Source organism: Ruegeria jejuensis (assembly GCF_041537905.1).
In the GTDB taxonomy this organism is placed as follows: Bacteria; Pseudomonadota; Alphaproteobacteria; order Rhodobacterales; family Rhodobacteraceae; genus Ruegeria_C.
On sequence record NZ_JBGRUO010000010.1, the window covers coordinates 46,081 to 67,095 of the forward strand.

Genomic DNA, 21,015 nt, shown 5'->3' on the forward strand with positions numbered 1-21,015 from the left:
TTTTTCTAGGTGGTATCGAAACCCCGCGAAATGCACAAGAAAACTGGGGGCAAATTGCCTCGCGGCAAACTCGTTTGCACAATTTTTAAGCAGTTGGTCGGAGTGATTGCTCTTGGCCCTCTCTGGTCCTAAACAGAGCCCGACCCCAGCAGGAGCCCGCCGCCCATGACAACAGCTGCCATCATCGTTGCCGCCGGGCGCGGGCGTCGCGCTGGTGGCGATACGCCCAAGCAATGGCGCGCGCTTGCCGGACGGCGCGTGGCGGACTGGACTCTGGACCGCTTCCGCTTGCCAGAGATCGCCCATATCGTTCTGGTGCTGTCGCCCGAAGACGACATGGCATGGAAGGAGTTCGGCGCGACGGACCTACTGCTCGCCCAAGGTGGCGCGGAACGGGCGGATTCGGTGCGCAACGGGTTGCAAGCGCTGGAGGGGCGCGGTGTCACACGGGTGCTGATCCATGATGTGGCGCGGCCTTGCGTGAGTGCGGCGCTGATCCGCGCGGTGATGCAGGCGCTCGACAGTTACAACGCCGCCGCACCGGGTCTGGCGGTCACCGATGCGCTCTGGTCCGGCGCGGAGGGGGTTGTCGACGGCACGCGGGATCGTTCGGGGCTTTTTGCGGCGCAAACACCGCAGGGGTTCGACTATGATCTGATCTGCGCCGCGCATGAGGACCGATCGGGCGAGGCTGCCGATGATGTCGAAGTGGCCCGCGCGGCGGGCATGAAGGTTGCCATCGTCCCCGGCGAGGCAGACAATCTGAAGATCACGCGGGCCGAGGATTTCGCCCGCGCGGAAAGGATATTGAGGCGCGATATGGATGTGAGACTGGGCAACGGCTATGACGTGCATCGCTTCGGGCCGGGCGATCATGTGATCCTGTGCGGCTGCCGTATCCCGCATGGGCGCGGGCTGCAGGGGCATTCGGATGCAGATGTGGGCATGCATGCGGTCACCGACGCGATCTATGGCGCGCTGGCGCAGGGCGATATCGGGCGACATTTCCCGCCCTCGGACCCGCAATGGAAAGGCGCGGCAAGCCAGATTTTCCTGGCCCATGCGGTGGGGCTGGCCGGAGACATGGGCTATCGGATCTCCAATATCGACTGCACGCTGGTCTGCGAGCACCCGAAGATCGGACCGCATGCTGCTGATATGCAAACAGAAATGGCGCGGATCATGGGGCTGACGCCCGATCAGGTGTCGATCAAGGCCACCACCTCGGAACGTCTGGGCTTCACCGGGCGCGAGGAAGGCATCGCGGCGCTGGCCACCGCCTGTCTGGTGCGCTTATGAGCGTCGGGCGCGACCGCGCGGCGCGGCTGATCGCGACCGTGGGCGGCGTTGGCTACCTGCGCCCCGCGCCGGGCACTTGGGGGTCACTGGCGGCCCTGCCCATGGCTTGGGTGCTGCATCAACTGGGCGGCTTTCCCCTGCTGTTTCTGGCCACGTTGCTGGCGGCTCTGGTCGGGAACTGGGCAACCCATGCGATGACAAAGGACAGCGACGACCATGATCCTTCCGAGATCGTGATTGACGAGGTGGCCGGGCAGTTTCTGGCGCTTTGGGCGGTCTCGGCCCCGGCCTGGGCGCATGGGCTGGATATCTCGGCGCTCTGGCCCGGCTGGATCGCGGCATTCCTGCTGTTTCGACTGTTCGACATCACCAAGCCCGGCCCTGTCGGCTGGGCCGACCGGCGCGGCGATCCGCTGGGTGTGATGCTGGATGATCTGATCGCCGGGATCTTCGCGGCCATCGGCGTCGCGGCGCTGGCCTTCCTTTCGCATGGGGTGCTGGGGCTGTGAGCGTCGAGGCGCTCCTCGCGCGCGCCCGTGCGCGCGGCCTGCGGGTCTGCACCGCCGAAAGCTGCACCGGCGGCATGGTGGCCGCCGCACTAACCGACATCGCGGGCAGCTCGGACGTGGTCGAATGTGGCTTCGTCACCTATTCCAACGCCGCCAAGCAGCAGATGCTGGGGATCCAGGCCGCGACGCTGGCCGCTCATGGTGCCGTATCCGAAGAGGTGGCGGCAGAGATGGCCGAAGGCGCGCTTGCGCATAGCGCGGCGGATATCGCCGTATCGATCACCGGTATCGCCGGTCCCGGCGGGTCCGAGTTCAAGCCCGAGGGGCGCGTCTGTTTCGGTGTGGCGGCGAAAGGCGCACAAACCCGAACCGAAACCATCGAATTCGGCGCTTTGGGCCGCGACAAGGTGCGCGAAGCCGCGCGCGACCACGCGCTGGACTGTCTGGACAAGGCCGCTTCGCGCAGCGATCAATAAGTAACCGATACCACCAGATTTACGCCTAATTTTTGATCATTGTACAAAAAGCACGCAAAATAAGCAGTTTTTCCACCCCCTGCCTCTTTTTTCCCCACGTCTCCTCCGATTGAACCGCCCGCACCATCACACACCCGCGATGCGGACGCATCGCTTGCAGGCAAAAAAAGGAGGGCGGTTCATGAACGGAGCCGACACAGCCTGGATCATCGTGGCAACCGCGCTGGTCCTCTTCATGACATTGCCGGGACTGGCGCTGTTTTACGGCGGCCTCGTGCGCGCCCGCAACGTGCTCAGCGTTTTCATGCATTGTTTTTCAATCGCCTGTCTGATGAGCATTCTGTGGCTTGTCGCGGGCTATTCCATCGCTTTTGGCGGCGGCTCAAGCGGCTATTGGGGCGGGCTGGACAAGATATTTCTGCTGGGCATCACCCCCGAGACGCTGGCTGGCACCCTGCCCGAGGTGCTGTTCTTTGCCTTCCAGATGACCTTCGCGATCATCACCCCGGCGCTGATTGTCGGCGCCTATGTGGAACGCATCGGCTTCGGCTTCGTGCTGACATTCTCGGCGCTCTGGATGCTGCTGGTCTATGCGCCGGTGGTGCATTGGATCTGGGGCGGCGGGTTCCTGTCGGATGGCGGTATCTTTGGCGAGATCGGCGTGCGCGACTTTGCCGGTGGCATCGTGGTGCATGAAACCGCTGGTCTGGCGGCCCTTGTGATCGCCATCTTCCTCGGCCCGCGCCGCAACCACACCACCCCGCCGCACAGCCCCGGATTCGTGATGATCGGGGCGGCGATGCTCTGGGTAGGCTGGTTCGGCTTCAACGGCGGCTCGCAACTGGCCGCTGATGGTGGTGCCGCGATGGCGCTGACCGTCACCCATATCTCGGCAGCAACCGCCTCGCTCAGCTGGGCGCTGTGGGAGAAGATCAAATACGGCAAGGCCTCGATGGTCGGTCTGGTCACCGGCACCATCGCCGGTCTGGCCTCGATCACCCCGGCCAGCGGCTTTGTTGGCCCGATCGAGGCGCTGATCATCGGTTTTGTCGCTGGTATCCTGTGTCAGGAGGCGGTGAATGTTGTCCGCAACGTCGCGAAAATCGACGACACGTTGGATGTGTTCGCCGTGCATGGTGTCGGCGGCATTTTCGGCACGATCATGATCGCCGCCTTCGGTCAGGGCGCATGGGCTGCGCAACTGGGCGGGCTGGTGATTGTCGGGCTGTTCACGGTGGTTGCCACCGTCGTTCTGGTAAAGCTGGTTGCGCTTGTCACGCCGCTGCGGGTAGATGCCGAGACCGAAACAAACGGGCTCGACCTCTCGGTACACGGAGAGCGGGCTTACGACATGACCAGCTAAGCCCACCTTTTGCTGTGTCAGGCCGGAAACGGCCGGAAAGCGGGTCCCGAACGAGGCCCGCTTTTCCTATTCTGCCATCCGCGCGGCAAGCTCGGCGGCCGACCCGCCGGTGCGCAGCAGCGACCAGATCTCGTCACTTGCCTGCGTGCCGATCAGCTTGGCCGACTTCGCGCGCACCCGTTCCTCGCGCGTGGCAAGCGACAGCGGTTCCATCAGATCATGGCTGGCCTCCAGCCTTTGTCCGTCGCGGCGCAGCACGCTCAGATGCGCCTGGGTCTCGCTCAGGGTCTCGTCGGCCTCGACCGTGATGTGATCGCGCAGGCGGTGCAGCCTAGGGTCGGCACAGACCTTTTCGGAATAGCTGTCGAGCCGCGCCGTGTCATATCCCAGCGCCCACATCGCCAGCACGGTGCGATAGGAGAATTTCGCGCCCAGCCCGGTGGTTGGTGCGGGCTGGTTGCAGACGCTCATCCAGCGCGGATGGGTTTTGACCGCCATCTCGGCCAGTTCGGGTTCCGCAATGTCGAGACTGCGCGCCGCCTCAAGCGCCGCATGCAGCCCGTGACAGCAGGCGTGGAACTTGTGGCTGACCTGCTCGAACAGCCACGTCTCGCCAATCCCGTCCAGCGCCGCGTCGCTGTCGCCCGCACCGTGATGGATGGCGCCAAAGCCGGTCGGCCCCTCCATCGCGTCGGGGTTGGCGACAAATCCGCGCTGAACCAGCTGCACCGCCTCGACCCCGCAACTTGCGGCAATCCCGGCATTGTAAGGCTTGCCCATGGTGCCGAACTGCACCTTGAGCCCTGCCGCACGGGTGGCGGTCAGGCCAAACACCTGCGCCATCTGATCGGGCGTCAGCCCCGCCAGCCGTCCCGCGGCCGCCGCCGCGCCAAAAGCCCCGGCGGTAGCGGTCTGGTGAAAGCCGGTCTGGTAATGCTCCCGGCCCAGCCAGAGACCGACGCGCACCGACAGCTCCATCCCGACCAATGCGGCCTCTTGCAGATCGACCAGCGGCAGTTCGTGCAGCTCTGCCATGGCAAGCGCTGCCGGGATCACCGCGACCGAGGGGTGGCCGATATGGGCAAAATGCGTGTCGTCATAATCCAGCGCATGCGAGATGGTGCCATTGACCAGCGCCGCCGCCCGCGCAGGCGCGGCAGACCCGCCAAACAGATGCGCCTGCGCGGCCCCGCCCTCGGACAGCACCATGTCGCGGATGATGAGCGAGACCGGCTCCTCTGCCCCTGCATGCCCCACCGAAAACCAATCGAGAACCGACAGGGCGGCGATCAGGCGCGCGGCGGCGCTGGTGGCGACGGGACCGGCGGCAAACCCGGCAAGCTCTGAGGTCAATCTGGTCATGGGCGCAGTCTAGCGCCGACCTGCCCGCGGTAAAGCCTAACCGTAGAGCGCCTGCGCGCGCTGCTCAAAGGCGCGCACGATCCGGTGCATCGCCTCGTTAAAGACCACGCCGATGATCGTTTGCAGCATCGCGTTCCTGAATTCGAAATCCACATGGAAGGACACGTCGCAGCCGCCACCCGGCGCATCTGCAAAGGACCAGTTGGATTTCATGTATTTGAAGGGGCCGTCCAGATATTCGGTATCGATCCGGTGATCAGCATCATAAAGCGTCACCCGGCTGCCGAATTTCTCGCGGAACACCTTGAACGAGATGACCAGATCCGCCTCCAACACCCGCGCGCGGCCATCATCATAGGTGCGCCGCATCCGGGCCGCTGAACACCAGGGCAGGAATTCGGGGTATTTGCCCACATCCGCGACCAGATCATACATTTGCTGGGCGCTATGTGGCAGGCGTCTTGTCTCGGAATGGGTTGGCATCAGGTGTGGCGTCTTCGTACATGACAATGGCGGGTGATGTCGTATGTTGGGCGCAAAAGATCAAGGGGGATGCAATGAGTGACCGCGCTTATGTGATAGATCAGATGATCTCGGCCAAGTCGATCGCGGCGCGGATCGAGGCGCTTTGTGATGAGATTACCTCGGAATTTACCGGAACCGATAAGCTGGTCGTGGTCGGCCTCTTGCGCGGCAGTTTCGTGTTCATCGCCGATCTGGTGCGCGAGCTGGACCTGCCCATCGAGGTGGATTTCCTGGAGGCCTCGTCCTACGGCGATTCGATGGAAAGCAGCCGCGAGGTCCGCATTCTCAAGGATTTGCGCGGCGCCATCGAAGGGCGCGATGTGCTGGTGGTCGAGGATATCGTTGATACCGGCCACACGCTGAACCACGTCACCAAGCTGCTGCAAAGCCGGAAGCCTAAACGGCTGAAATCCATCGCCCTGCTCGACAAACCCAGCCGCCGCGAGGTCGATTTCCGCTCCGACTGGATCGGGTTCGAGATTCCGGACGAGTTTGTCGTGGGCTATGGCATCGATTACGCGCAGCGCAACCGCAACCTGCCTTTCATCGGCAAGGTGCGGTTCACCGAATAGCCTAGCCTTTGCGCCCGCCCAGCTTCGCCTCGCGCGCCTCGCGCAGGCGGGCGAAATCGTCTCCGGCGTGGTAGGAGGATCGGGTCAGCGGGGTGGCGGACACCATCAGGAAGCCTTTGCCGAACGCCGCCTTTTCGTAAGCCGCGAATTCATCTGGCGTGACGAAACGATCGACCTTGTGATGTTTGGGCGTGGGTTGCAGATACTGGCCGATGGTCAGGAAATCGACATCTGCCGCGCGCATGTCATCCATCACCTGCCGCACTGCCTGCCCATCCTCGCCCAAGCCGACCATGATGCCGGATTTGGTAAAGATCGACGGGTCCAATTCCTTGACCCGCTGCAACAGCCGCAGGCTGTGGAAATACCGCGCGCCGGGGCGCACCTCGGGATAAAGACCGGGCACGGTTTCGAGGTTATGGTTGAACACATCCGGTTTTGACTCGACCACGACCTCTAGCGCGCTGTCGTCGCATTTGATGAAATCGGGGGTCAGAATTTCAATTGTGGTCTTGGGGCTGCGGTGGCGCACGGCGCGGATGGTCTGGGCAAAGTGGTCTGCGCCGCCATCCTCCAAATCATCGCGGTCCACGCTGGTGATCACCACGTGATTGAGCCCCAGCTTCTGTACCGCATGGGCCACCCTGCCCGGCTCAAACGCGTCCAGCGTGTCGGGCTTGCCGGTGGCGATGTTGCAGAAGGTGCAGCCGCGGGTACAGATCTCGCCCATGATCATCATGGTGGCGTGACCCTGGGACCAGCATTCGCCGACATTGGGGCACCCTGCCTCTTCGCAGACTGTGGTCAGGTTGTTGTCGCGCATGATCTTGTGGGTATCGGCATAGCCCTTGCCGCCGGGGGCCTTGACCCTGATCCAGCTTGGTTTCTTGGGCTGGGCATTGTCCGGGCGATGCGCCTTTTCGGGGTGGCGTTGCTCGGGGATTTTCAGATCGCGCACGGTTCTGCGTCCTCACCTAGGGTCAGCATGGGTGTCCATACCATAATCCGTCCAGAGACAAACAGCCAGTGGCGCATGGCCGCTATGCACCGCCAATTTGCATACGCAGCATATCTGCCACCGAAATACGTGTAACAACATGTTTTAACATAACTTTACACAAGGCTGTCGCAGAAAGATCGACTTGAACCCGATTTGGAATCATTTTAATCGGCGGCGAGTTCACAGCCCCGAAGAGGACATAGCAGATGAAAACCGGAACCAAACTCCCCTACGTCACGTTTCACACCCGGGTGCGCGACGATGCGATTGAGGGGCCAAACCCGTTCCGCTGGCAGGATGTGACCACCGCCCATTACTTCGCTGGTAAACGCGTTGTTCTGTTTTCGCTGCCCGGTGCTTTCACCCCCACCTGCTCGACCTATCAACTGCCCGGATTCGAAAACGGCCACGCCGGTTTCATCGCTCAAGGGATCGATGAGATCTATTGCCTGTCGGTCAATGACAGCTTTGTCATGAACAAATGGGCCGAGGCGCAGGGGCTGAAAAACGTCATGGTGATCCCCGATGGCTCGGGCGAGTTTACCCGCAAGATGGGCATGCTGGTCGACAAGGACAATCTGGGCTTCGGCATGCGTTCGTGGCGCTATGCGGCCATCGTCACGGACGGTGTGGTCGAGGCCTGGTTCGAAGAGCCCGGCCTGATGGATAACTGCCCCGAGGACCCCTATGACGTGTCCTCGCCCGAGACGGTGCTGGCCTATCTCGCCGAGCAGAAACAGCCGGAACCGGCCTAAAAGAACAAGGCCCGCCATTTGGCGGGCCTTTTACGTTTCAGTTCAATGCGCCGGTCAACCGATCATGGCATCCGCCTCGCTTGCCATCTCATAGTGCCGCTTGAGCCGCTGTAGCGCGATGCGCAGTACGATCTTGCCGGACCGCGCTGACCAGCCCAGATGCTTTTCCGCAAGTTCCAAACCTTCGAGATAACAGCAGCAGCGCAGCGCCACCTCGCTCAGCCCCGGCCCCAGATCGCTGAGTGCACGGGTGACCCGGTCGCGCGCGGGTGATGAGCCGCTGCTGACCGGATCGCCGCGCCGATCACCGCCGCATTTCCCGGCCAGAAACCCGTCCCAGCTTTGGGTGACATTCGGGCCGATCTGCGCCAGTTCGAAATCTTCGCGCAGCCGCTCACCGGCGCGGACCAGATCCTCGGCCAGAAACGGTTTGCCATCGCGATCCTTGCGCCGCGCCAGCGCGGCCAGCGGGCTTTCGGCCATCCCATAACGCATCTTGCGCCGGCTTGGCGCCTGCCCCGAGCGCTCCACCTCCGCGCGGCTGGCAGGTCCGGTGAAACCGGCCTGCGCCTCGGCCAGCCCGTCTTCGCGGGCGCGGCGGGCGCGGTTTTCGGCCTCAGCCAGCAATTGCCCAAGCGCGGCCCGCCCGGCGGCGGTGATCCGGTAGCGGCAGATCCGTCCCGGTTTGTCGCAGGAAATCCAGTCATTCAGCGCCAGCGCCTGCGCAATTGCCGCTGCCACCACGGCCGTGCGCGTGTTGCCCGCCGGACCGCTGTCGCGCACGACAACCGCCTTGTCCATATCCTCGGCCACCGCCAGAACCGCCCCGGTCTCGCACAGCCGCCGCAGCACCCGCGCGGCTTCGTGATCGAACATCGCCTTGTCGACGGGCTGCTCGTCCTCTGCCTGCGGGTCGCTTTCCCATTGCATGTCGGTCGGGCTGGGCTTGGGTCGCGGTTGGCAATGCGACGTGGCCAGGTTCTGCAACGCAGCATCTACCAGCGGATCGTCCCGACGCAACTCAACTTTGCGAATCTGCCGCAGCACCGTCGAGGCGTGGCAGCCTGCCCCACGCGCAAGTTCGCGGATGGAATGTCCTGCTTCGGTATGCGCCAGATAGCGCCGGGCGCCTTCTGGAACCCATGCCGGAACAAAAAAGCCGGACCCGTCATTCATCATATCGTACCCTTATCTTGTCATCCCTTGGTGCCCCCGCCACGTCCCCTGAAAAACAAAAACAACCTATGGGAGCATTTGTTACCTGTTTGTTAAGGACGAACCCCTGGGGAAACTATTGTTTAAAATTGATAAACAGGACTGAACCCAAAGAACGGTTAAAGCGCGCCCTCGGCAACACTCGCAAAGGTTGTGCAACAAATGGCGCAACAACGCACAAACCAAGAGGGATCAAACATGCAAGACCTGACCACGATGCGGTCCACGCTCCGCCGCCCCCGCCTGCTGATCCGCGCTGCCCGGCATGGCGTGCAGGAATACAGCCGCGACCGCCATCTGCCGCGCATTCTGGGCTATGGCACGCTGCCGCGCCCGGCGGCGACGCTGATGCGGCTGATGGAGCTTGAGCGGGAGGTCGATGAGCGGCGGCGCAGCGATGATGCGAGCTATTCCGTCATCCGCCATCTGGATCTGCTGATCGCCATGATGGGTGAGGCGCAGCTGTTGAAGGCCAGCCGCGCCCCGGTCTGAGAGACCTCACATGAAGGCGTCGGGCATCGACGCCTTCTTTTCGTCGATATAGGCCTGAAGCGCTTCGGAGATGGCAGGGTCGAGCCCGGGTTGCTGGTAGTTGGCCAATAGATATTCAACCCGCTCACTCGCCAGCATCCGCGTGTCGCGCCCGCCTTCTTCCTCCCAGGTCTCGAAAGGCTTGTAGTCCAGCAACTCGGACTTCCAGAAGGCGGATTTGAAATTGGCCTGGGTATGAGCGCAGCCCAGATAATGCCCGCCCGGACCAACCTCGCGGATGGCATCCAGGGCCTGCGATTCTGCGTCGACGGGCACCCCCTTGGCCAGCCCGTGCAACGCGCCCAACTGATCGGCATCCATCACGAATTTCTCGAAATCCGCCACCAGCCCGCCTTCCAGCCAGCCGCAGGAATGCAGCATGAAGTTCACGCCTGCCAGCAGCCCCATATTGAGCGAGTTCGCGGTTTCATAGGCCGCCTGAGCGTCTGGCAGTTTCGAACCACAAAACGAGCCCGCCGACCGGAACGGCAGCCCCATGCGCCGGGCCAATTGCCCCGCGCCATAGGTGACCATGGACGCCTCGGGCGTGCCAAAGGTGGGGGCGCCCGAATTCATATCGATCGAGGAGACAAAGGCCCCGAAAATCACCGGTGCGCCCGGACGGATGAGCTGGCTATAGGCGATGCCCGCCATCACCTCGGCGAGCACCTGTGTCAGCGTGCCCGCAACCGAGACAGGCGCCATCGCACCGCCCACGATGAAGGGAGAGACGATGCAGGCCTGATTGTTGCTGGCATAGACCTCAAGCGCGCCCATCATCACATCGTCGAAAGTCATCGGCGAGTTGATGTTGATGAGCGAGGTCATCACCGTGTTGTCCTGCACGAACTCCTTGCCGAACAGGATTTCGCACATCTCAACCGAATCCTGTGCTCGGCTGGGATCGGTGACCGAGCCCATGAACGGCTTGTCGCTGAGCGTCATATGGGCGTGCAGCATGTCCAGGTGGCGCTTGTTCACCGGCACGTCGGTGGGCTCGCAGACCGTGCCACCTGAATGGTGCAGCCATTTCGACATATAGCCCAGCTTCACGAATTTGGAGAAATCCTCCATCGTCGCATAGCGGCGACCGCCATTGGCGTCGCGCACGAAAGGCGGGCCATAGACCGGGGCCAGCACCAGGTTACGCCCGCCGATCACCACCGATTTCTCGGGGTTGCGGGCGTGCTGGGTGAACTCTTTCGGGGCGGTCGCGCAGAGCTTTCTCGCCAACCCACGCGGCAGGCGCACCCGTTCGCCATCCACATCGGCCCCGGCGTCGCGCCAGCGCTCAAGCGCGGCGGGGTTGTCGACGAAATTGACGCCGATCTCTTCCAGCACGGTTTCCGCGTTGGCCTCGATAATGTCGAGCGCCTCGTCGGTCAGCACCTCGAAATTCGGAATGTTCCGCTCGATATATTTTGCGGTCTCGATTCTCACCGCCGAGCGCTCGGCCCGGCGCGCGGCCCCGCCGCCTCCCCGGCCCCTGCGACGCGCTGCTGCTTCTGCCATGGGTCATTTCCCCTAAACTGCGTATTTCTTTCAGTTCTAACGGCTGACGCGACCCGCTCGCCGAAAGATTGCGGCGCAATAGGGGGAAAAGCGACATGGAGGTGCGGTCAGACCCTCAAACTGGTCCCTTCGACCTGATGGCACCGTTTGGTCAGGCACGACTGCATGTTCGTCCTGCGCTCTAAGGAGTTTGAAATCCACGTCATCAAAGCGATTTCTGCATGCAAACCACTTGCCCGTCCAAATCGGTCTCGACCCATCCCAAACCGGCATAGAATCTGCGCGTTGCCGACATGCCGACGTGGGTGCGCAGGCTCAGCCGGCCATATCCAGCCTCACGCGCCATCGTCTCCGCCAGACGCATCAATTGCCCTCCGATGCCGGTGCCCTGCGCCTGGGCAGAGACCGCGAGATTGGCAACCATCAGAGCGTTTTCCTGCCTTACCAGAACAATGACCCCCAAAAGCACCTCCGCCCGTTCGGCCAGTTGCACGATGTCCTCGCGGATATGCGCGTCGAGCCCCTCGGTCACATCCGGGATGCCGCTCAGCCGTGCGCGTTCGGCGGCATAGGCAGAGGTGATCACCTTGACCAGTTGCGGCAAATCCGCAGGCACTGCCGCGCGCAATCGAATATCGGTCATCACCCTCTCCTCCGGCTGTGCCCAAACTGCCTGAAATCCCTTGCGCTTGCCAGCTCTGCGACCTAGTAGCTGGGCCATGAGCCAGACATCCCATGACCGCCTACTTATCATCGACTTCGGCAGCCAGGTCACGCAGTTGATCGCCCGCCGCCTGCGCGAACTGAACGTCTATTGCGATATCCACCCCTATCAGAAGGTCACGATGGATTTCGTGCGTCAGATGGGACCAAAAGCCGTGATCTTTTCCGGTGGGCCCGACAGTGTCACCCGCGAGGGCAGCCCGCGTGCGCCGCAGGAGATCTTTGACTATGGCGTGCCGATTCTGGGCATCTGCTATGGCCAGCAGGTGATGATGCAGCAGTTGGGCGGCAAGGTCGAAGGTGGCAAGATCTCGGGCGGTGGCGGCACGGCGGAATTTGGCCGCGCCTTTGTCACGCCCGAAGACAACCTGCCCCTGCTGGAGGGCTGGTTCACTGACGGCGATGAACAGGTCTGGATGAGCCATGGCGATCATGTCAGCCAGTTGGCACCCGGCTTCCGGGTCTACGGCACCTCGCCCAACGCGCCTTATGCGATCACCGCCGACACCGCGCGCAACTTCTACGCGGTGCAGTTCCACCCCGAGGTGCATCACACGCCGCGCGGCGCGAAGCTGTATGAGAATTTCGTGCGCCTTGCCGGGTTCAGTGGCGATTGGACCATGGGTGCCTATCGCGAACAGATGATCGAACAGATCCGCGCGCAGGTGGGCGACAAGAAAGTGATCTGCGGTCTTTCAGGGGGCGTCGATTCTTCGGTGGCTGCGATCCTGATCCACGAGGCAATCGGTGATCAGCTCACCTGTGTGTTTGTCGACCACGGGCTCTTGCGCAAGAACGAGGCGCAGGAAGTCGTCGCCATGTTCCGCGACAATTACAACATCCAGCTGATCCACGCCGACGAATCCGAGCTGTTCCTGGGCGAGTTGGACGGCCAGTCCGACCCCGAAACCAAGCGCAAGATCATCGGCAGGCTGTTCATCGACGTGTTCCAGAAACATGCCGACACAATTGATGGCGCAGAGTTTCTGGCCCAAGGCACGCTCTACCCCGATGTCATTGAATCGGTGAGTTTTTCCGGCGGCCCTTCGGTCACCATCAAAAGCCACCACAATGTCGGCGGCCTGCCCGAGAAGATGGGCCTGAAACTGGTCGAACCGCTGCGCGAGCTGTTCAAGGACGAGGTCCGCGCGTTGGGCCGCGAGTTGGGCCTGCCACAGAGCTTCATTGGCCGTCACCCCTTCCCCGGCCCCGGTCTGGCGATCCGCTGCCCTGGCGAGATCACCCGCGAAAAGCTGGGGATTCTGCGCGAGGCGGATGCGATCTATATCGACCAGATCCGCAAGCACGGTCTCTATGATGAGATCTGGCAGGCTTTCGTGGCAATCCTGCCGGTGCGCACTGTCGGCGTGATGGGCGACGGGCGCACCTATGACTATGCTTGCGCGCTGCGCGCGGTGACCTCGGTGGATGGTATGACCGCGGATTACTATCCGTTCAGCCACGAATTCCTGGGCGAAACCGCCACACGGATCATCAACGAGGTCGGGGGCATCAACCGCTGCACCTATGACATCACCTCGAAACCGCCGGGCACCATCGAGTGGGAATAACTGGAGCGGCGTCATGAGAAAGTGGTGGTCCCGGTTACGCAAAAGATCGGCGCGTGCCGGGCAATCGGCGACCTCGTCCGCACATTATGACCTTGGCCTGTCTTCGGGCAAATCCGCTGATCAAATCGTTGGCCTCTCGGTGCGCGAATATGGCAGAATGGGGAATAACCTTCTCCAGGTCAGTAGTGCACTTTTGCTGGCCCGTAGCCTCGGGTTGCAATACGTTCAGGTTCCCAACACAGAACTGATCAAGATCGAAGCACAAAAAACGGTCAAGGGTCTGACGTTTCTGCCACCTTCTTATAACACCCAAAAACTTGGGGGATTTCTGACGAGCAACTTCTACCAGGGACCTCGTCTGGAGCGGTTGGGGATACGAATGCCCGAACGTAGAAAAATCCTCAAAAAATATTTGGTGGAAGCCGCCAATATCCCCCTTCCGCAAGCCGAGCCCGAGGGCTGCTTGACCATTCATCTGCGCTCTGGTGATGCCTTCAAGAAGGACCCACACCCGGATTTCGCGCAACCACCGCTGGCCTTCTACCAGATGGCAATTGATGATGCGCGTGAAAGTCAGAAAATTAACAGGGTACGGTTGGTCTATGAGGACACGCGCAATCCTTGCGTGGAGGCCCTGCAAACGTATCTAAAGCAAACAGGATTGACCGTCCTGCTCCAAAGCGGAACGCTGCACGAGGACCTCAGCGTATTGATGTCGGCGCGCCACCTCACCTTTGGCTATGGTACCTTTGGCGTTGGCGTTTGCCTGCTCAGCGACGCAGCTGAAACGGTGCGGGTTTTTGGTGCCAGCGGCCCCGCATATGAACAGTTTGACCATTTGACAAGCACCGAGGCATGGGGTGACATTAGTGGCCGTTATCCCCGCATCGGCGAGTGGAAAGCCTCGCAGGATCAGTTGGATCTTATGCTCCAACTCCCCAAAAAGGAAATCGGTCCGCTCGACCTTTCGGCAAGTGCACAAATTCGTGCACCGGACTGGTGGACACTACCGGATACAGAAATCTGACGGTTCACGGCCGCGATCCAGTACAAGTGATCTGATCCGGACCGCGTCGTCGCTGCAAATCGAGGGAAAACACATGGTCAAGCCGGGTTGGTTGCGACGCAAGCAGGAAAAGAGAAAGAACAAGGGCTACTTTGCTCTCAATGAGCTGGACAGAAAAATCGAGCACTACTTGGATTTCGATGGTGGATTCTATGTCGAGCTGGGCGCCAATGACGGGATCACCCAGTCAAATACCTATCGCTTGGAACGCTCGCGTGGCTGGAAGGGGGTTCTGGTGGAACCGGCACCGCATAACTATCTGAAATGCCTAGCTCAACGTGGCGAGAATAACGCGGTTTTTTGCGGTGCCTGCGTCGATTTCGACTATTCCGACCGGTTTGTGGAGATGGTGTATTCCAATCTCATGAGCGTCAGCCTCGGCCTTGAAAGTACAATCGAAGATCCGTTGGACTATGTGGAGCGTTCCAAGGTTCATCTGCCCAAGGCTGAAACGAATTTTCGATTTGGGGCACTGGCGCGGACGCTTGAAGCGATCCTGACCGAAGCGCAAGCTCCCAAGCAGATCGACTTTCTTTCGTTAGACGTCGAGGGAGCCGAGATCGCGGTTCTGAAAGGGGTCAACCACCAGAATTATCGATTTAGCTACATGTTGGTCGAACATTGGAACTTTGATGAGTTGTCCCAATATCTTGGACCACTAGACTATGTTCTTGAGACGCAGCTTTCCAATCACGATTACCTCTTCAAAGATGCCTCCTGATCCGGTGCAGACCACCGTGCAATACGCATCTGATACGCCATACTACTTAGGCGAAAACGGCCAATGGGGAGCAGCCTTTTGAGCGCCCCAAACGTTCTTTGCGCGGCGCTCTGGATGACAGGGGCAATTGCCTCATTTACCTCGATGGCAATCGCGGGTCGGGCGGCGGCCAGCATCCACGACACGTTTGAAATGATGATGTATCGCAGCCTGATTGGCGTGATCATCGTCTGCGCAGTGCTTACCTGGACCGGAACCTGGCACCGGGTCAGTCGCGACCGGCTCGGGCTGAACATGGCGCGGAACCTGGCGCATTTTACTGGACAGAACCTCTGGTTCTACTCGCTGACACTGATCCCGCTGGCGCAGGTCTTTGCGCTTGAGTTTACCACGCCGCTCTGGGTGATTCTTCTGGCGCCGCTGTTGCTGGGCGAACGGATCACACTGCCCAAGGCGCTGGCGGTCGGGCTGGGGTTTCTCGGCATTCTCATTGTTGCGCGCCCCGGCGCAACCCCGCTCAATTCAGGAATAGTGGCGGCGGCGAGCTGTGCGATTTTCTTCGCGCTCACGATGATTGCGACCAAAAGACTGACGCGCACCGAAGGGATCGGCAGCATCCTGTTCTGGCTCACCAGCATGCAACTTGTTCTGGGTCTGGTTGCCTCGGGCTATGACGCAGAGATTGCCCTGCCAACCGCTGAAACGATTCCCTGGCTGATTCTCATCGGCGTTTGCGGGCTGACCGCGCATTTCTGCATCACCAACGCACTCGCTATTGCACCGGCAACAATTGTGGTGCCATTTGACTTTGCACGGCTGCCTGTTATCGCTATCGTCGGCATGCTAGTGTACAATGAACCAATTGATATTTGGGTGTTTATTGGCGGTCTGTTGATCCTTGCCGCCAACTATGTGAATGTCAGAAATTCCCTTACGTGATTGGTGCAGAAATGCAACCAAACTGAAGTTTTTGCCGTTAGGTAAAAGTTGACCGTGTAATTTTCTTTCTGATAGCCGATTGTGCACAAAACATAAGAACTGCTCAAACAGGGATCAGAGATGAAAAAACCACTCATGGCGCTCGCAGCCGCAGCGCTCGCCCCTACAGTTGCATCCGCTGGCGGACTTGACAGAACGGGTCAGCCTGTCGACCTCATTTTTGAGGAGGGCAACTATGCTCAGGCCTCATTTTTCCGCATCAATCCTGATGTGACGGGGAATGACCTCACGGCTGAACAAACGCCCTCAGGTGACATCGCGCCCGGTTTTAATCAGGTAGCCGCTGGCCTGCGATATGAACTTACTGATCAATTGTCCGTGACACTGATCTATAATCAACCGTGGCAAACCGACGTGGCCTACCAGCTTCCATCAGGAGATCCCTCGCAACCGGGCTCTGTAAGACTTGGTGGCACATTCGCAGAGGCCGACTCGGACGCGCTCACGGCTATTTTGCGCTACAAGTTCGAGAACCGCTTTAGCGTTCACGGCGGCGTACGTTATCAAGAACTTGATGGCAGCCTAGGGCTTCAGGGAACCGGTTACGGAGCATTTAGTGGCTACCAAATCGACCTCGCCCGCGATGGGGCCTTCGGCTGGTTGGTCGGCGGTGCCTATGAGATCCCGGAAATGGCGCTGCGCGTTGCTCTGACTTATCAATCAGCTATTACGCACAATTTCGCATCGACCGAGACATCTCCGTTATTCGGGACAATCAACTCCTCACGTGAAGTCAAGACTCCGCAATCGGTCAACCTGGATTTTCGATCCGGGGTCGCCAAGGACACGCTGGTTTTTGGTAGCATACGTTGGGTAGATCACAGCCAGACACAGTTGAACTCAACACCCGTTGGGCCAATCCCGAGCGTAGGACTGATCGACATCGTCAACACCACCACCTACCGGCTCGGCGTTGCGCGCCGCCTGAACGAAAACTGGGCCGCGTCGCTGGCATTTGGCTATGAGCCGCGCGATTCAGACGATCTTGTTTCGCCGCTTCTGCCCGCGAACGGGTTCAAAAGCGTGACAGTTGGCCTTCAATACACCGACGACAAAATCAAGGTCAGCGGCGGCGTCCAGTATGCGGTGCTCGGCGATGCCTTTGCCGAGACTGGTACTCCGGATCGGGCGCAAGCCGACTTTACAGATAATGACGCGCTTTCCTTCGGCGTAACGGTTGGCTTCAAATTCTAAAGCTCACCATATTGGGCGCCCGGCCACGGGTCGGGCGCCTTTTCTTTGGCCTGAACAACCTGGTTGCGGATGAACTTGACGCAATAAAGGTGTCGGCGATTGACCCTTCCCGTCCAGCCCACTAGCAAAGGCCAAAACTCGGGATTGCGGGATATGCTTTACTCCACGGCTCAGGACTGGCGCGACGCGACGCGCAAGAAGGTGCTGTTTTTCGGTATGTCCGGCTTGGGCAAGACATATCTCAGCAACATCCTGCGAGCGGGCGGCGACTGGTTCCATTACTCGATCGATTACCGCATCGGCACCCGGTATATGGGTGAATATATCACCGACAATGCCAAGGCGCAGGCGATGAAGGTCCCCTTCCTGCGCGATCTGTTGCTGTCGGATTCGATCTATATCGGGTCAAACATCTCGTTTTCGAACCTCACCCCGGTTTCGGCCTATCTGGGCAAGCCCGGCGACCCGTCCAAGGGCGGTCTGGCCATTGCCGAGTATCGCCGTCGCCAGGAACAGTTCCGGCAGGCCGAGATACACGCGCTGCTCGACACGCAGTATTTCATCGACCGGGCCGAGCGGCTCTATGGCTATCCCAACTTCATCTGCGACACGGGCGGGTCGATCTGCGAATGGGTCGATCCCGACGACCCGAAGGATCACGTGCTGTCCGAGCTTGCCAAGGATACGCTGATGATCTGGCTCAAGGGTGATGAGGCCCATACGGACGAGTTGATCCGCCGCTTCGACAAGGACCCGAAACCGATGTCCTATCAGGCCGAGTTCCTGAGCCAGATGTGGGACAGCTACTTGTCAGACCAAGGCTGCGCGCCCGATGCGGTGGACCCGGATGCCTTTGTGCGCTGGACCTATGCCAGGGCGCTGGCCCATCGGCAGCCGCGCTATGAGGCGATGGCGCGCAATTGGGGTATCACCCTGACTGCCGATCAGGTGTCCACGGTGCGGGATGCGGCAGATTTTGACGCGCTGATCGCTGACGCGCTTGCGCACTGATCAACCACCACAGGCCGCCCGCACCTGCCAGATTGCCCCTTGCGCGTTCAGCAAGCTATAGCCCGCCCTGTACACCCCGTCAGGGTCCACGATAGCGATGGCACGTCCCTGCCCCAGCAGATTCAGAAACGGGGCCGAAGGGGGCAGATCACTGGTCAATTCCCCGCGTCTGCTGTGAAAGGCCAAGGGATAGGCACGGCCATCGATGCTGATCTGGAACACGCCCTCGCGCGCCCTGAGGCCATACAGCATCAAATAGCTGTCGCGCCCGGGGATGCACTGGAAATACAGCCCCTGCCCGCTACCATCCGCGGCTGCCAGACCGGCCGACCATGTCTGGCCATCCGCCGCTTTCCCCGCAGACCAGCCCTGAGCCACAGGTGCGGGCGTCACGGGCTGATATTGCGGCCCTGTACAAAGCCTGCTCACGCATTGGTGATAGATCGCGCTCTGGGCCCCCGGAGAGTTCGCCAGACAGCGCCAGATACAGCGCTGCAACTCCATCGGATCGCCATGCTGCGCCATGACAGGCGGCGCGCACAGCATCAGCGCCAAAAAAACCAATCTTTTCATTCCGGTCCCCTCTCGCCGGTCTACCCCGATTGAGAGGCCACAGTCCTGTGCTGTCAAGCGTAACGAGGCTTGGCACCACCGGCTGCCCGGACTATCTAGCCCAGACATGTTCGCAACAGAGCCTCTATCATGCCCATCAAGATTCCCTCAGACCTGCCCGCCTTCGACGTCCTCAGCCGTGAGGGTGTCATGGTCATGGCCGAGGATCAGGCGGCGCGCCAGGATATCCGTCCGCTGCGGATCGGGCTCTTGAACCTGATGCCCAAGAAGATCCAGACCGAGAACCAGTTCGCCCGGCTTATCGGTGCGACGCCCCTGCAGATCGAACTGAGTCTGATCCGCATGTCCGAACACCGCACCAAGACCACTGCCGCCGAACATATGGCCGAGTTCTACCGTCCGTTTCAGGAGGTCAAGGACGAGAAGTTTGACGGTCTGATCATTACCGGCGCCCCAATCGAGCATCTGGAGTTCACCGACGTCACCTATTGGGATGAGCTGGTCGAGGTGATGAACTGGACCCAGACCAACGTGCATTCCACCTTCGGCGTCTGCTGGGGCGGGATGGCGATGATCAACCATTTCCACGGTGTGAAGAAACACATGCTGGACTCCAAGGCATTCGGCTGTTTCCGGCATCGTAACCTGGAACCTGCCTCGTCCTTCCTGCGGGGCTTTTCGGATGAGTGTTTCATCCCCGTCAGCCGCTGGACCGAGATGAAACAGGAAGAGATCGATGCGGCAGATGGCCTGCGCACCCTGTTGGGCAGCGATGAGGTTGGCCCCTGTCTGGTGCGCGACAGGGCGCATCGCGCGCTCTATATCTTCAACCATTTCGAATATGACAGCGATACGCTGAAACAGGAATATGACCGCGACGTCGCCAATGGCACGCCGATCAATGTGCCGTTGAATTATTACCCTGATGATGACCCCTCGAAAGATCCGCAGAACCGCTGGCGCAGCCACGCGCATCTGCTCTATGGCAACTGGATCAGCGAAATCTACGAGACCACGCCCTTTGACATCGGCCATATCGGCCTTACCTCCACCGATCTGAGGGCCTGACCGGAGATGCGCGTGCTGGTGATCATCCTACTTGTTCTTGGCGCCTTCTGGGCGCTGACCCTGTGGCTTGCCAACCGTAACGAGGCGCGGGCCGAGGCCAGCCACCCGCCCCGGGGCGAACTGCTCCAGGTGGATGGCCATCAGGTTCATGCCGAGGTGATGGGCGAAGGCCCCGACGTGGTGCTGATCCACGGCTCGAACGGCAATACCAACGACATGACCTATCGCCTTGCCCCGGCTCTGGCGGATCGCTACCGGGTCATTGTCTTTGACCGTCCCGGTCTGGGCTATTCCGATCCGCTCAACCCCAAGGGCGCGACCATCACCGAACAGGCAACGCAGCTGATGAAAGCCGCAGAGCAGCTTGGTGCGGACAAACCCATCGTGGTCGGTCAAAGCTATGGCGGTGCGGTGGCGCTCGCCTGGGCGGTGGAACATCCCGATCACATCGCCGCGCTGGTACCGATTGCCGGCGCATCGAACCCCTGGGATACCGAGTTGGAGCTGTTCTACAAGCTCACCGCCAACCCGATCGGCGCGGCGGTGGTGAATCCGCTGATCACGGCCTATGTGCCGCAATCCCTGGTCGAGGATACCTTTGTCGATGTCTTCGCCCCGAACCCGATGCCCGAGGATTATGCCGACCACTTTGGCCCCGGCCTCAGCCTGCGCCGCAACTCACTGCGCGCCAACGCGCTGCAACGCTACAACCTGCTGGGTGAGATCGAGGAATTGGCCCCGCATTATCACGAAATCTCGGTCCCGACCGAGATCGTGCATGGCACGGACGACACGGTTGTGGGGCTGGAAATCCATTCGCAGACATTGGTTGAGCAGATCCCCGACGCTGTTCTCACCAGTCTGGAGGGAGTGGGTCATATGCCGCAGCATGTCTCGGTCCCCGAAGTGGTCGACGCCATTGATCGTGCCGCCAAACGGGCGGGTTTGCGTTAAGCCCCTTAACATTCCA

General features: G+C 60.7%; 22 protein-coding genes. 15 read left to right on the forward strand and 7 right to left on the reverse strand.

The window, feature by feature from the left end:
- The first annotated feature begins 165 nt into the window (after nucleotides 1-165).
- From AB1E34_RS13135 to AB1E34_RS13150, 4 genes are all read left to right on the forward strand, one after another.
- The gene (locus tag AB1E34_RS13135; RefSeq protein WP_372572800.1) at nucleotides 166-1,299 is read left to right on the forward strand and encodes a bifunctional 2-C-methyl-D-erythritol 4-phosphate cytidylyltransferase/2-C-methyl-D-erythritol 2,4-cyclodiphosphate synthase; all 1,134 of its coding nucleotides are present in this window, start codon (nucleotides 166-168) and stop codon (nucleotides 1,297-1,299) included.
- On the forward strand, nucleotides 1,296-1,808 hold the full coding sequence (locus tag AB1E34_RS13140) for a phosphatidylglycerophosphatase A family protein (RefSeq protein WP_372572801.1): 513 nt from the start codon (nucleotides 1,296-1,298) through the stop codon (nucleotides 1,806-1,808). The genes AB1E34_RS13135 and AB1E34_RS13140 overlap by 4 nt, the downstream gene beginning before the upstream one ends.
- Nucleotides 1,805-2,284, forward strand: a complete 480-nt coding sequence (locus AB1E34_RS13145) for a CinA family protein (protein ID WP_372572802.1) — start codon at nucleotides 1,805-1,807, stop codon at nucleotides 2,282-2,284. Before AB1E34_RS13140 ends, AB1E34_RS13145 begins: the two co-directional genes overlap by 4 nt.
- 181 nt (nucleotides 2,285-2,465) lie before the next feature.
- Nucleotides 2,466-3,647 carry an ammonium transporter gene (locus tag AB1E34_RS13150; protein WP_372572803.1) on the forward strand — a complete coding sequence of 394 codons (1,182 nt, stop codon included), beginning with the start codon at nucleotides 2,466-2,468 and terminating at the stop codon, nucleotides 3,645-3,647.
- 66 nt (nucleotides 3,648-3,713) lie between these two features.
- Here AB1E34_RS13150 and AB1E34_RS13155 read toward each other — a convergent pair whose 3' ends face one another.
- Together AB1E34_RS13155 and AB1E34_RS13160 are read right to left on the reverse strand one after the other, a co-directional pair.
- Nucleotides 3,714-5,009: an MmgE/PrpD family protein gene (locus AB1E34_RS13155; protein WP_372572804.1), complete on the reverse strand. Its 1,296-nt coding sequence runs from the start codon at nucleotides 5,007-5,009 to the stop codon at nucleotides 3,714-3,716.
- Between the two features lie 36 nt (nucleotides 5,010-5,045).
- Complete coding sequence (locus tag AB1E34_RS13160) at nucleotides 5,046-5,492, reverse strand: type II toxin-antitoxin system RatA family toxin (protein WP_372572805.1); 447 nt, start codon at nucleotides 5,490-5,492, stop codon at nucleotides 5,046-5,048.
- 74 nt (nucleotides 5,493-5,566) lie between these two features.
- Here AB1E34_RS13160 and hpt point away from each other — a divergent pair, with 74 nt between their 5' ends.
- Nucleotides 5,567-6,106: a hypoxanthine phosphoribosyltransferase gene (gene hpt / locus AB1E34_RS13165; protein WP_372572806.1), complete on the forward strand. Its 540-nt coding sequence runs from the start codon at nucleotides 5,567-5,569 to the stop codon at nucleotides 6,104-6,106.
- A 1-nt stretch (nucleotide 6,107) separates the two neighbouring features.
- Here hpt and lipA read toward each other — a convergent pair whose 3' ends face one another.
- The gene (gene lipA / locus AB1E34_RS13170) at nucleotides 6,108-7,064 is read right to left on the reverse strand and encodes a lipoyl synthase (protein WP_372572807.1); all 957 of its coding nucleotides are present in this window, start codon (nucleotides 7,062-7,064) and stop codon (nucleotides 6,108-6,110) included.
- A 248-nt stretch (nucleotides 7,065-7,312) separates the two neighbouring features.
- Here lipA and AB1E34_RS13175 point away from each other — a divergent pair, with 248 nt between their 5' ends.
- Nucleotides 7,313-7,861 (forward strand): peroxiredoxin, encoded by a 549-nt coding sequence (locus AB1E34_RS13175; protein ID WP_372572808.1) that lies wholly within the window; start codon nucleotides 7,313-7,315, stop codon nucleotides 7,859-7,861.
- 54 nt (nucleotides 7,862-7,915) lie between these two features.
- Here AB1E34_RS13175 and AB1E34_RS13180 read toward each other — a convergent pair whose 3' ends face one another.
- Complete coding sequence (locus tag AB1E34_RS13180; protein ID WP_372572809.1) at nucleotides 7,916-9,037, reverse strand: DUF6456 domain-containing protein; 1,122 nt, start codon at nucleotides 9,035-9,037, stop codon at nucleotides 7,916-7,918.
- Nucleotides 9,038-9,274: 237 nt separating this feature from the next.
- On the opposite strand from AB1E34_RS13180, the gene AB1E34_RS13185 reads away from it, so the two are divergent.
- On the forward strand, nucleotides 9,275-9,568 hold the full coding sequence (locus AB1E34_RS13185; protein WP_372572810.1) for a DUF6477 family protein: 294 nt from the start codon (nucleotides 9,275-9,277) through the stop codon (nucleotides 9,566-9,568).
- 6 nt (nucleotides 9,569-9,574) lie between these two features.
- On the opposite strand, the gene AB1E34_RS13190 is transcribed toward AB1E34_RS13185, so the two are convergent.
- A complete protein-coding gene (locus AB1E34_RS13190) occupies nucleotides 9,575-11,119 on the reverse strand; it encodes a trimethylamine methyltransferase family protein (protein ID WP_372572811.1) in 1,545 nt (514 codons plus the stop codon).
- 205 nt (nucleotides 11,120-11,324) lie between these two features.
- A complete protein-coding gene (locus tag AB1E34_RS13195) occupies nucleotides 11,325-11,762 on the reverse strand; it encodes a GNAT family N-acetyltransferase (protein ID WP_372572812.1) in 438 nt (145 codons plus the stop codon).
- A gap of 76 nt (nucleotides 11,763-11,838) precedes the next feature.
- Between AB1E34_RS13195 and guaA the strand changes: the two genes are divergently transcribed.
- The 6 genes from guaA (at nucleotide 11,839) to AB1E34_RS13225 (ending at nucleotide 18,404) form a co-directional block, all read left to right on the forward strand.
- Nucleotides 11,839-13,413 carry a glutamine-hydrolyzing GMP synthase gene (guaA, locus tag AB1E34_RS13200; RefSeq protein WP_372572813.1) on the forward strand — a complete coding sequence of 525 codons (1,575 nt, stop codon included), beginning with the start codon at nucleotides 11,839-11,841 and terminating at the stop codon, nucleotides 13,411-13,413.
- A gap of 13 nt (nucleotides 13,414-13,426) precedes the next feature.
- Complete coding sequence (locus AB1E34_RS13205) at nucleotides 13,427-14,440, forward strand: hypothetical protein (RefSeq protein WP_372572814.1); 1,014 nt, start codon at nucleotides 13,427-13,429, stop codon at nucleotides 14,438-14,440.
- Between the two features lie 73 nt (nucleotides 14,441-14,513).
- Nucleotides 14,514-15,200 (forward strand): FkbM family methyltransferase, encoded by a 687-nt coding sequence (locus tag AB1E34_RS13210; protein WP_372572815.1) that lies wholly within the window; start codon nucleotides 14,514-14,516, stop codon nucleotides 15,198-15,200.
- Between the two features lie 114 nt (nucleotides 15,201-15,314).
- Nucleotides 15,315-16,139 carry a DMT family transporter gene (locus tag AB1E34_RS13215; protein ID WP_372572816.1) on the forward strand — a complete coding sequence of 275 codons (825 nt, stop codon included), beginning with the start codon at nucleotides 15,315-15,317 and terminating at the stop codon, nucleotides 16,137-16,139.
- Between the two features lie 120 nt (nucleotides 16,140-16,259).
- Complete coding sequence (locus AB1E34_RS13220) at nucleotides 16,260-17,393, forward strand: OmpP1/FadL family transporter (RefSeq protein WP_372572817.1); 1,134 nt, start codon at nucleotides 16,260-16,262, stop codon at nucleotides 17,391-17,393.
- A gap of 153 nt (nucleotides 17,394-17,546) precedes the next feature.
- Nucleotides 17,547-18,404, forward strand: a complete 858-nt coding sequence (locus AB1E34_RS13225) for an ATPase (protein WP_372572818.1) — start codon at nucleotides 17,547-17,549, stop codon at nucleotides 18,402-18,404.
- Here AB1E34_RS13225 and AB1E34_RS13230 read toward each other — a convergent pair whose 3' ends face one another.
- Nucleotides 18,405-18,977 carry a hypothetical protein gene (locus AB1E34_RS13230; RefSeq protein WP_372572819.1) on the reverse strand — a complete coding sequence of 191 codons (573 nt, stop codon included), beginning with the start codon at nucleotides 18,975-18,977 and terminating at the stop codon, nucleotides 18,405-18,407.
- A gap of 129 nt (nucleotides 18,978-19,106) precedes the next feature.
- Here AB1E34_RS13230 and metA point away from each other — a divergent pair, with 129 nt between their 5' ends.
- Nucleotides 19,107-20,045 (forward strand): homoserine O-acetyltransferase MetA, encoded by a 939-nt coding sequence (gene metA / locus AB1E34_RS13235; protein ID WP_372572820.1) that lies wholly within the window; start codon nucleotides 19,107-19,109, stop codon nucleotides 20,043-20,045.
- A 6-nt stretch (nucleotides 20,046-20,051) separates the two neighbouring features.
- Entirely contained in the window at nucleotides 20,052-20,999 is a 948-nt protein-coding gene (locus tag AB1E34_RS13240; RefSeq protein WP_372572821.1) for an alpha/beta fold hydrolase, read from the forward strand.
- Nucleotides 21,000-21,015 lie beyond the last annotated feature (16 nt).

Bases quoted from the DNA above. Each gene is read 5' to 3' on its own strand.
- AB1E34_RS13135 (WP_372572800.1), top strand. From the start codon at position 166: ATGACAACAGCTGCCATCATCGTTGCCGCCGGGCGCGGGCGTCGCGCT.
- AB1E34_RS13140 (WP_372572801.1), top strand. From the start codon at position 1,296: ATGAGCGTCGGGCGCGACCGCGCGGCGCGGCTGATCGCGACCGTGGGC.
- AB1E34_RS13150 (WP_372572803.1), top strand. From the start codon at position 2,466: ATGAACGGAGCCGACACAGCCTGGATCATCGTGGCAACCGCGCTGGTC.
- AB1E34_RS13155 (WP_372572804.1), bottom strand. From the start codon at position 5,009: ATGACCAGATTGACCTCAGAGCTTGCCGGGTTTGCCGCCGGTCCCGTC.
- AB1E34_RS13160 (WP_372572805.1), bottom strand. From the start codon at position 5,492: ATGCCAACCCATTCCGAGACAAGACGCCTGCCACATAGCGCCCAGCAA.
- hpt (WP_372572806.1), top strand. From the start codon at position 5,567: ATGAGTGACCGCGCTTATGTGATAGATCAGATGATCTCGGCCAAGTCG.
- AB1E34_RS13175 (WP_372572808.1), top strand. From the start codon at position 7,313: ATGAAAACCGGAACCAAACTCCCCTACGTCACGTTTCACACCCGGGTG.
- AB1E34_RS13180 (WP_372572809.1), bottom strand. From the start codon at position 9,037: ATGAATGACGGGTCCGGCTTTTTTGTTCCGGCATGGGTTCCAGAAGGC.
- AB1E34_RS13185 (WP_372572810.1), top strand. From the start codon at position 9,275: ATGCAAGACCTGACCACGATGCGGTCCACGCTCCGCCGCCCCCGCCTG.
- AB1E34_RS13190 (WP_372572811.1), bottom strand. From the start codon at position 11,119: ATGGCAGAAGCAGCAGCGCGTCGCAGGGGCCGGGGAGGCGGCGGGGCC.
- AB1E34_RS13195 (WP_372572812.1), bottom strand. From the start codon at position 11,762: ATGACCGATATTCGATTGCGCGCGGCAGTGCCTGCGGATTTGCCGCAA.
- guaA (WP_372572813.1), top strand. From the start codon at position 11,839: ATGAGCCAGACATCCCATGACCGCCTACTTATCATCGACTTCGGCAGC.
- AB1E34_RS13205 (WP_372572814.1), top strand. From the start codon at position 13,427: ATGAGAAAGTGGTGGTCCCGGTTACGCAAAAGATCGGCGCGTGCCGGG.
- AB1E34_RS13210 (WP_372572815.1), top strand. From the start codon at position 14,514: ATGGTCAAGCCGGGTTGGTTGCGACGCAAGCAGGAAAAGAGAAAGAAC.
- AB1E34_RS13215 (WP_372572816.1), top strand. From the start codon at position 15,315: ATGACAGGGGCAATTGCCTCATTTACCTCGATGGCAATCGCGGGTCGG.
- AB1E34_RS13220 (WP_372572817.1), top strand. From the start codon at position 16,260: ATGAAAAAACCACTCATGGCGCTCGCAGCCGCAGCGCTCGCCCCTACA.
- AB1E34_RS13225 (WP_372572818.1), top strand. From the start codon at position 17,547: ATGCTTTACTCCACGGCTCAGGACTGGCGCGACGCGACGCGCAAGAAG.
- AB1E34_RS13230 (WP_372572819.1), bottom strand. From the start codon at position 18,977: ATGAAAAGATTGGTTTTTTTGGCGCTGATGCTGTGCGCGCCGCCTGTC.
- metA (WP_372572820.1), top strand. From the start codon at position 19,107: ATGCCCATCAAGATTCCCTCAGACCTGCCCGCCTTCGACGTCCTCAGC.
- AB1E34_RS13240 (WP_372572821.1), top strand. From the start codon at position 20,052: ATGCGCGTGCTGGTGATCATCCTACTTGTTCTTGGCGCCTTCTGGGCG.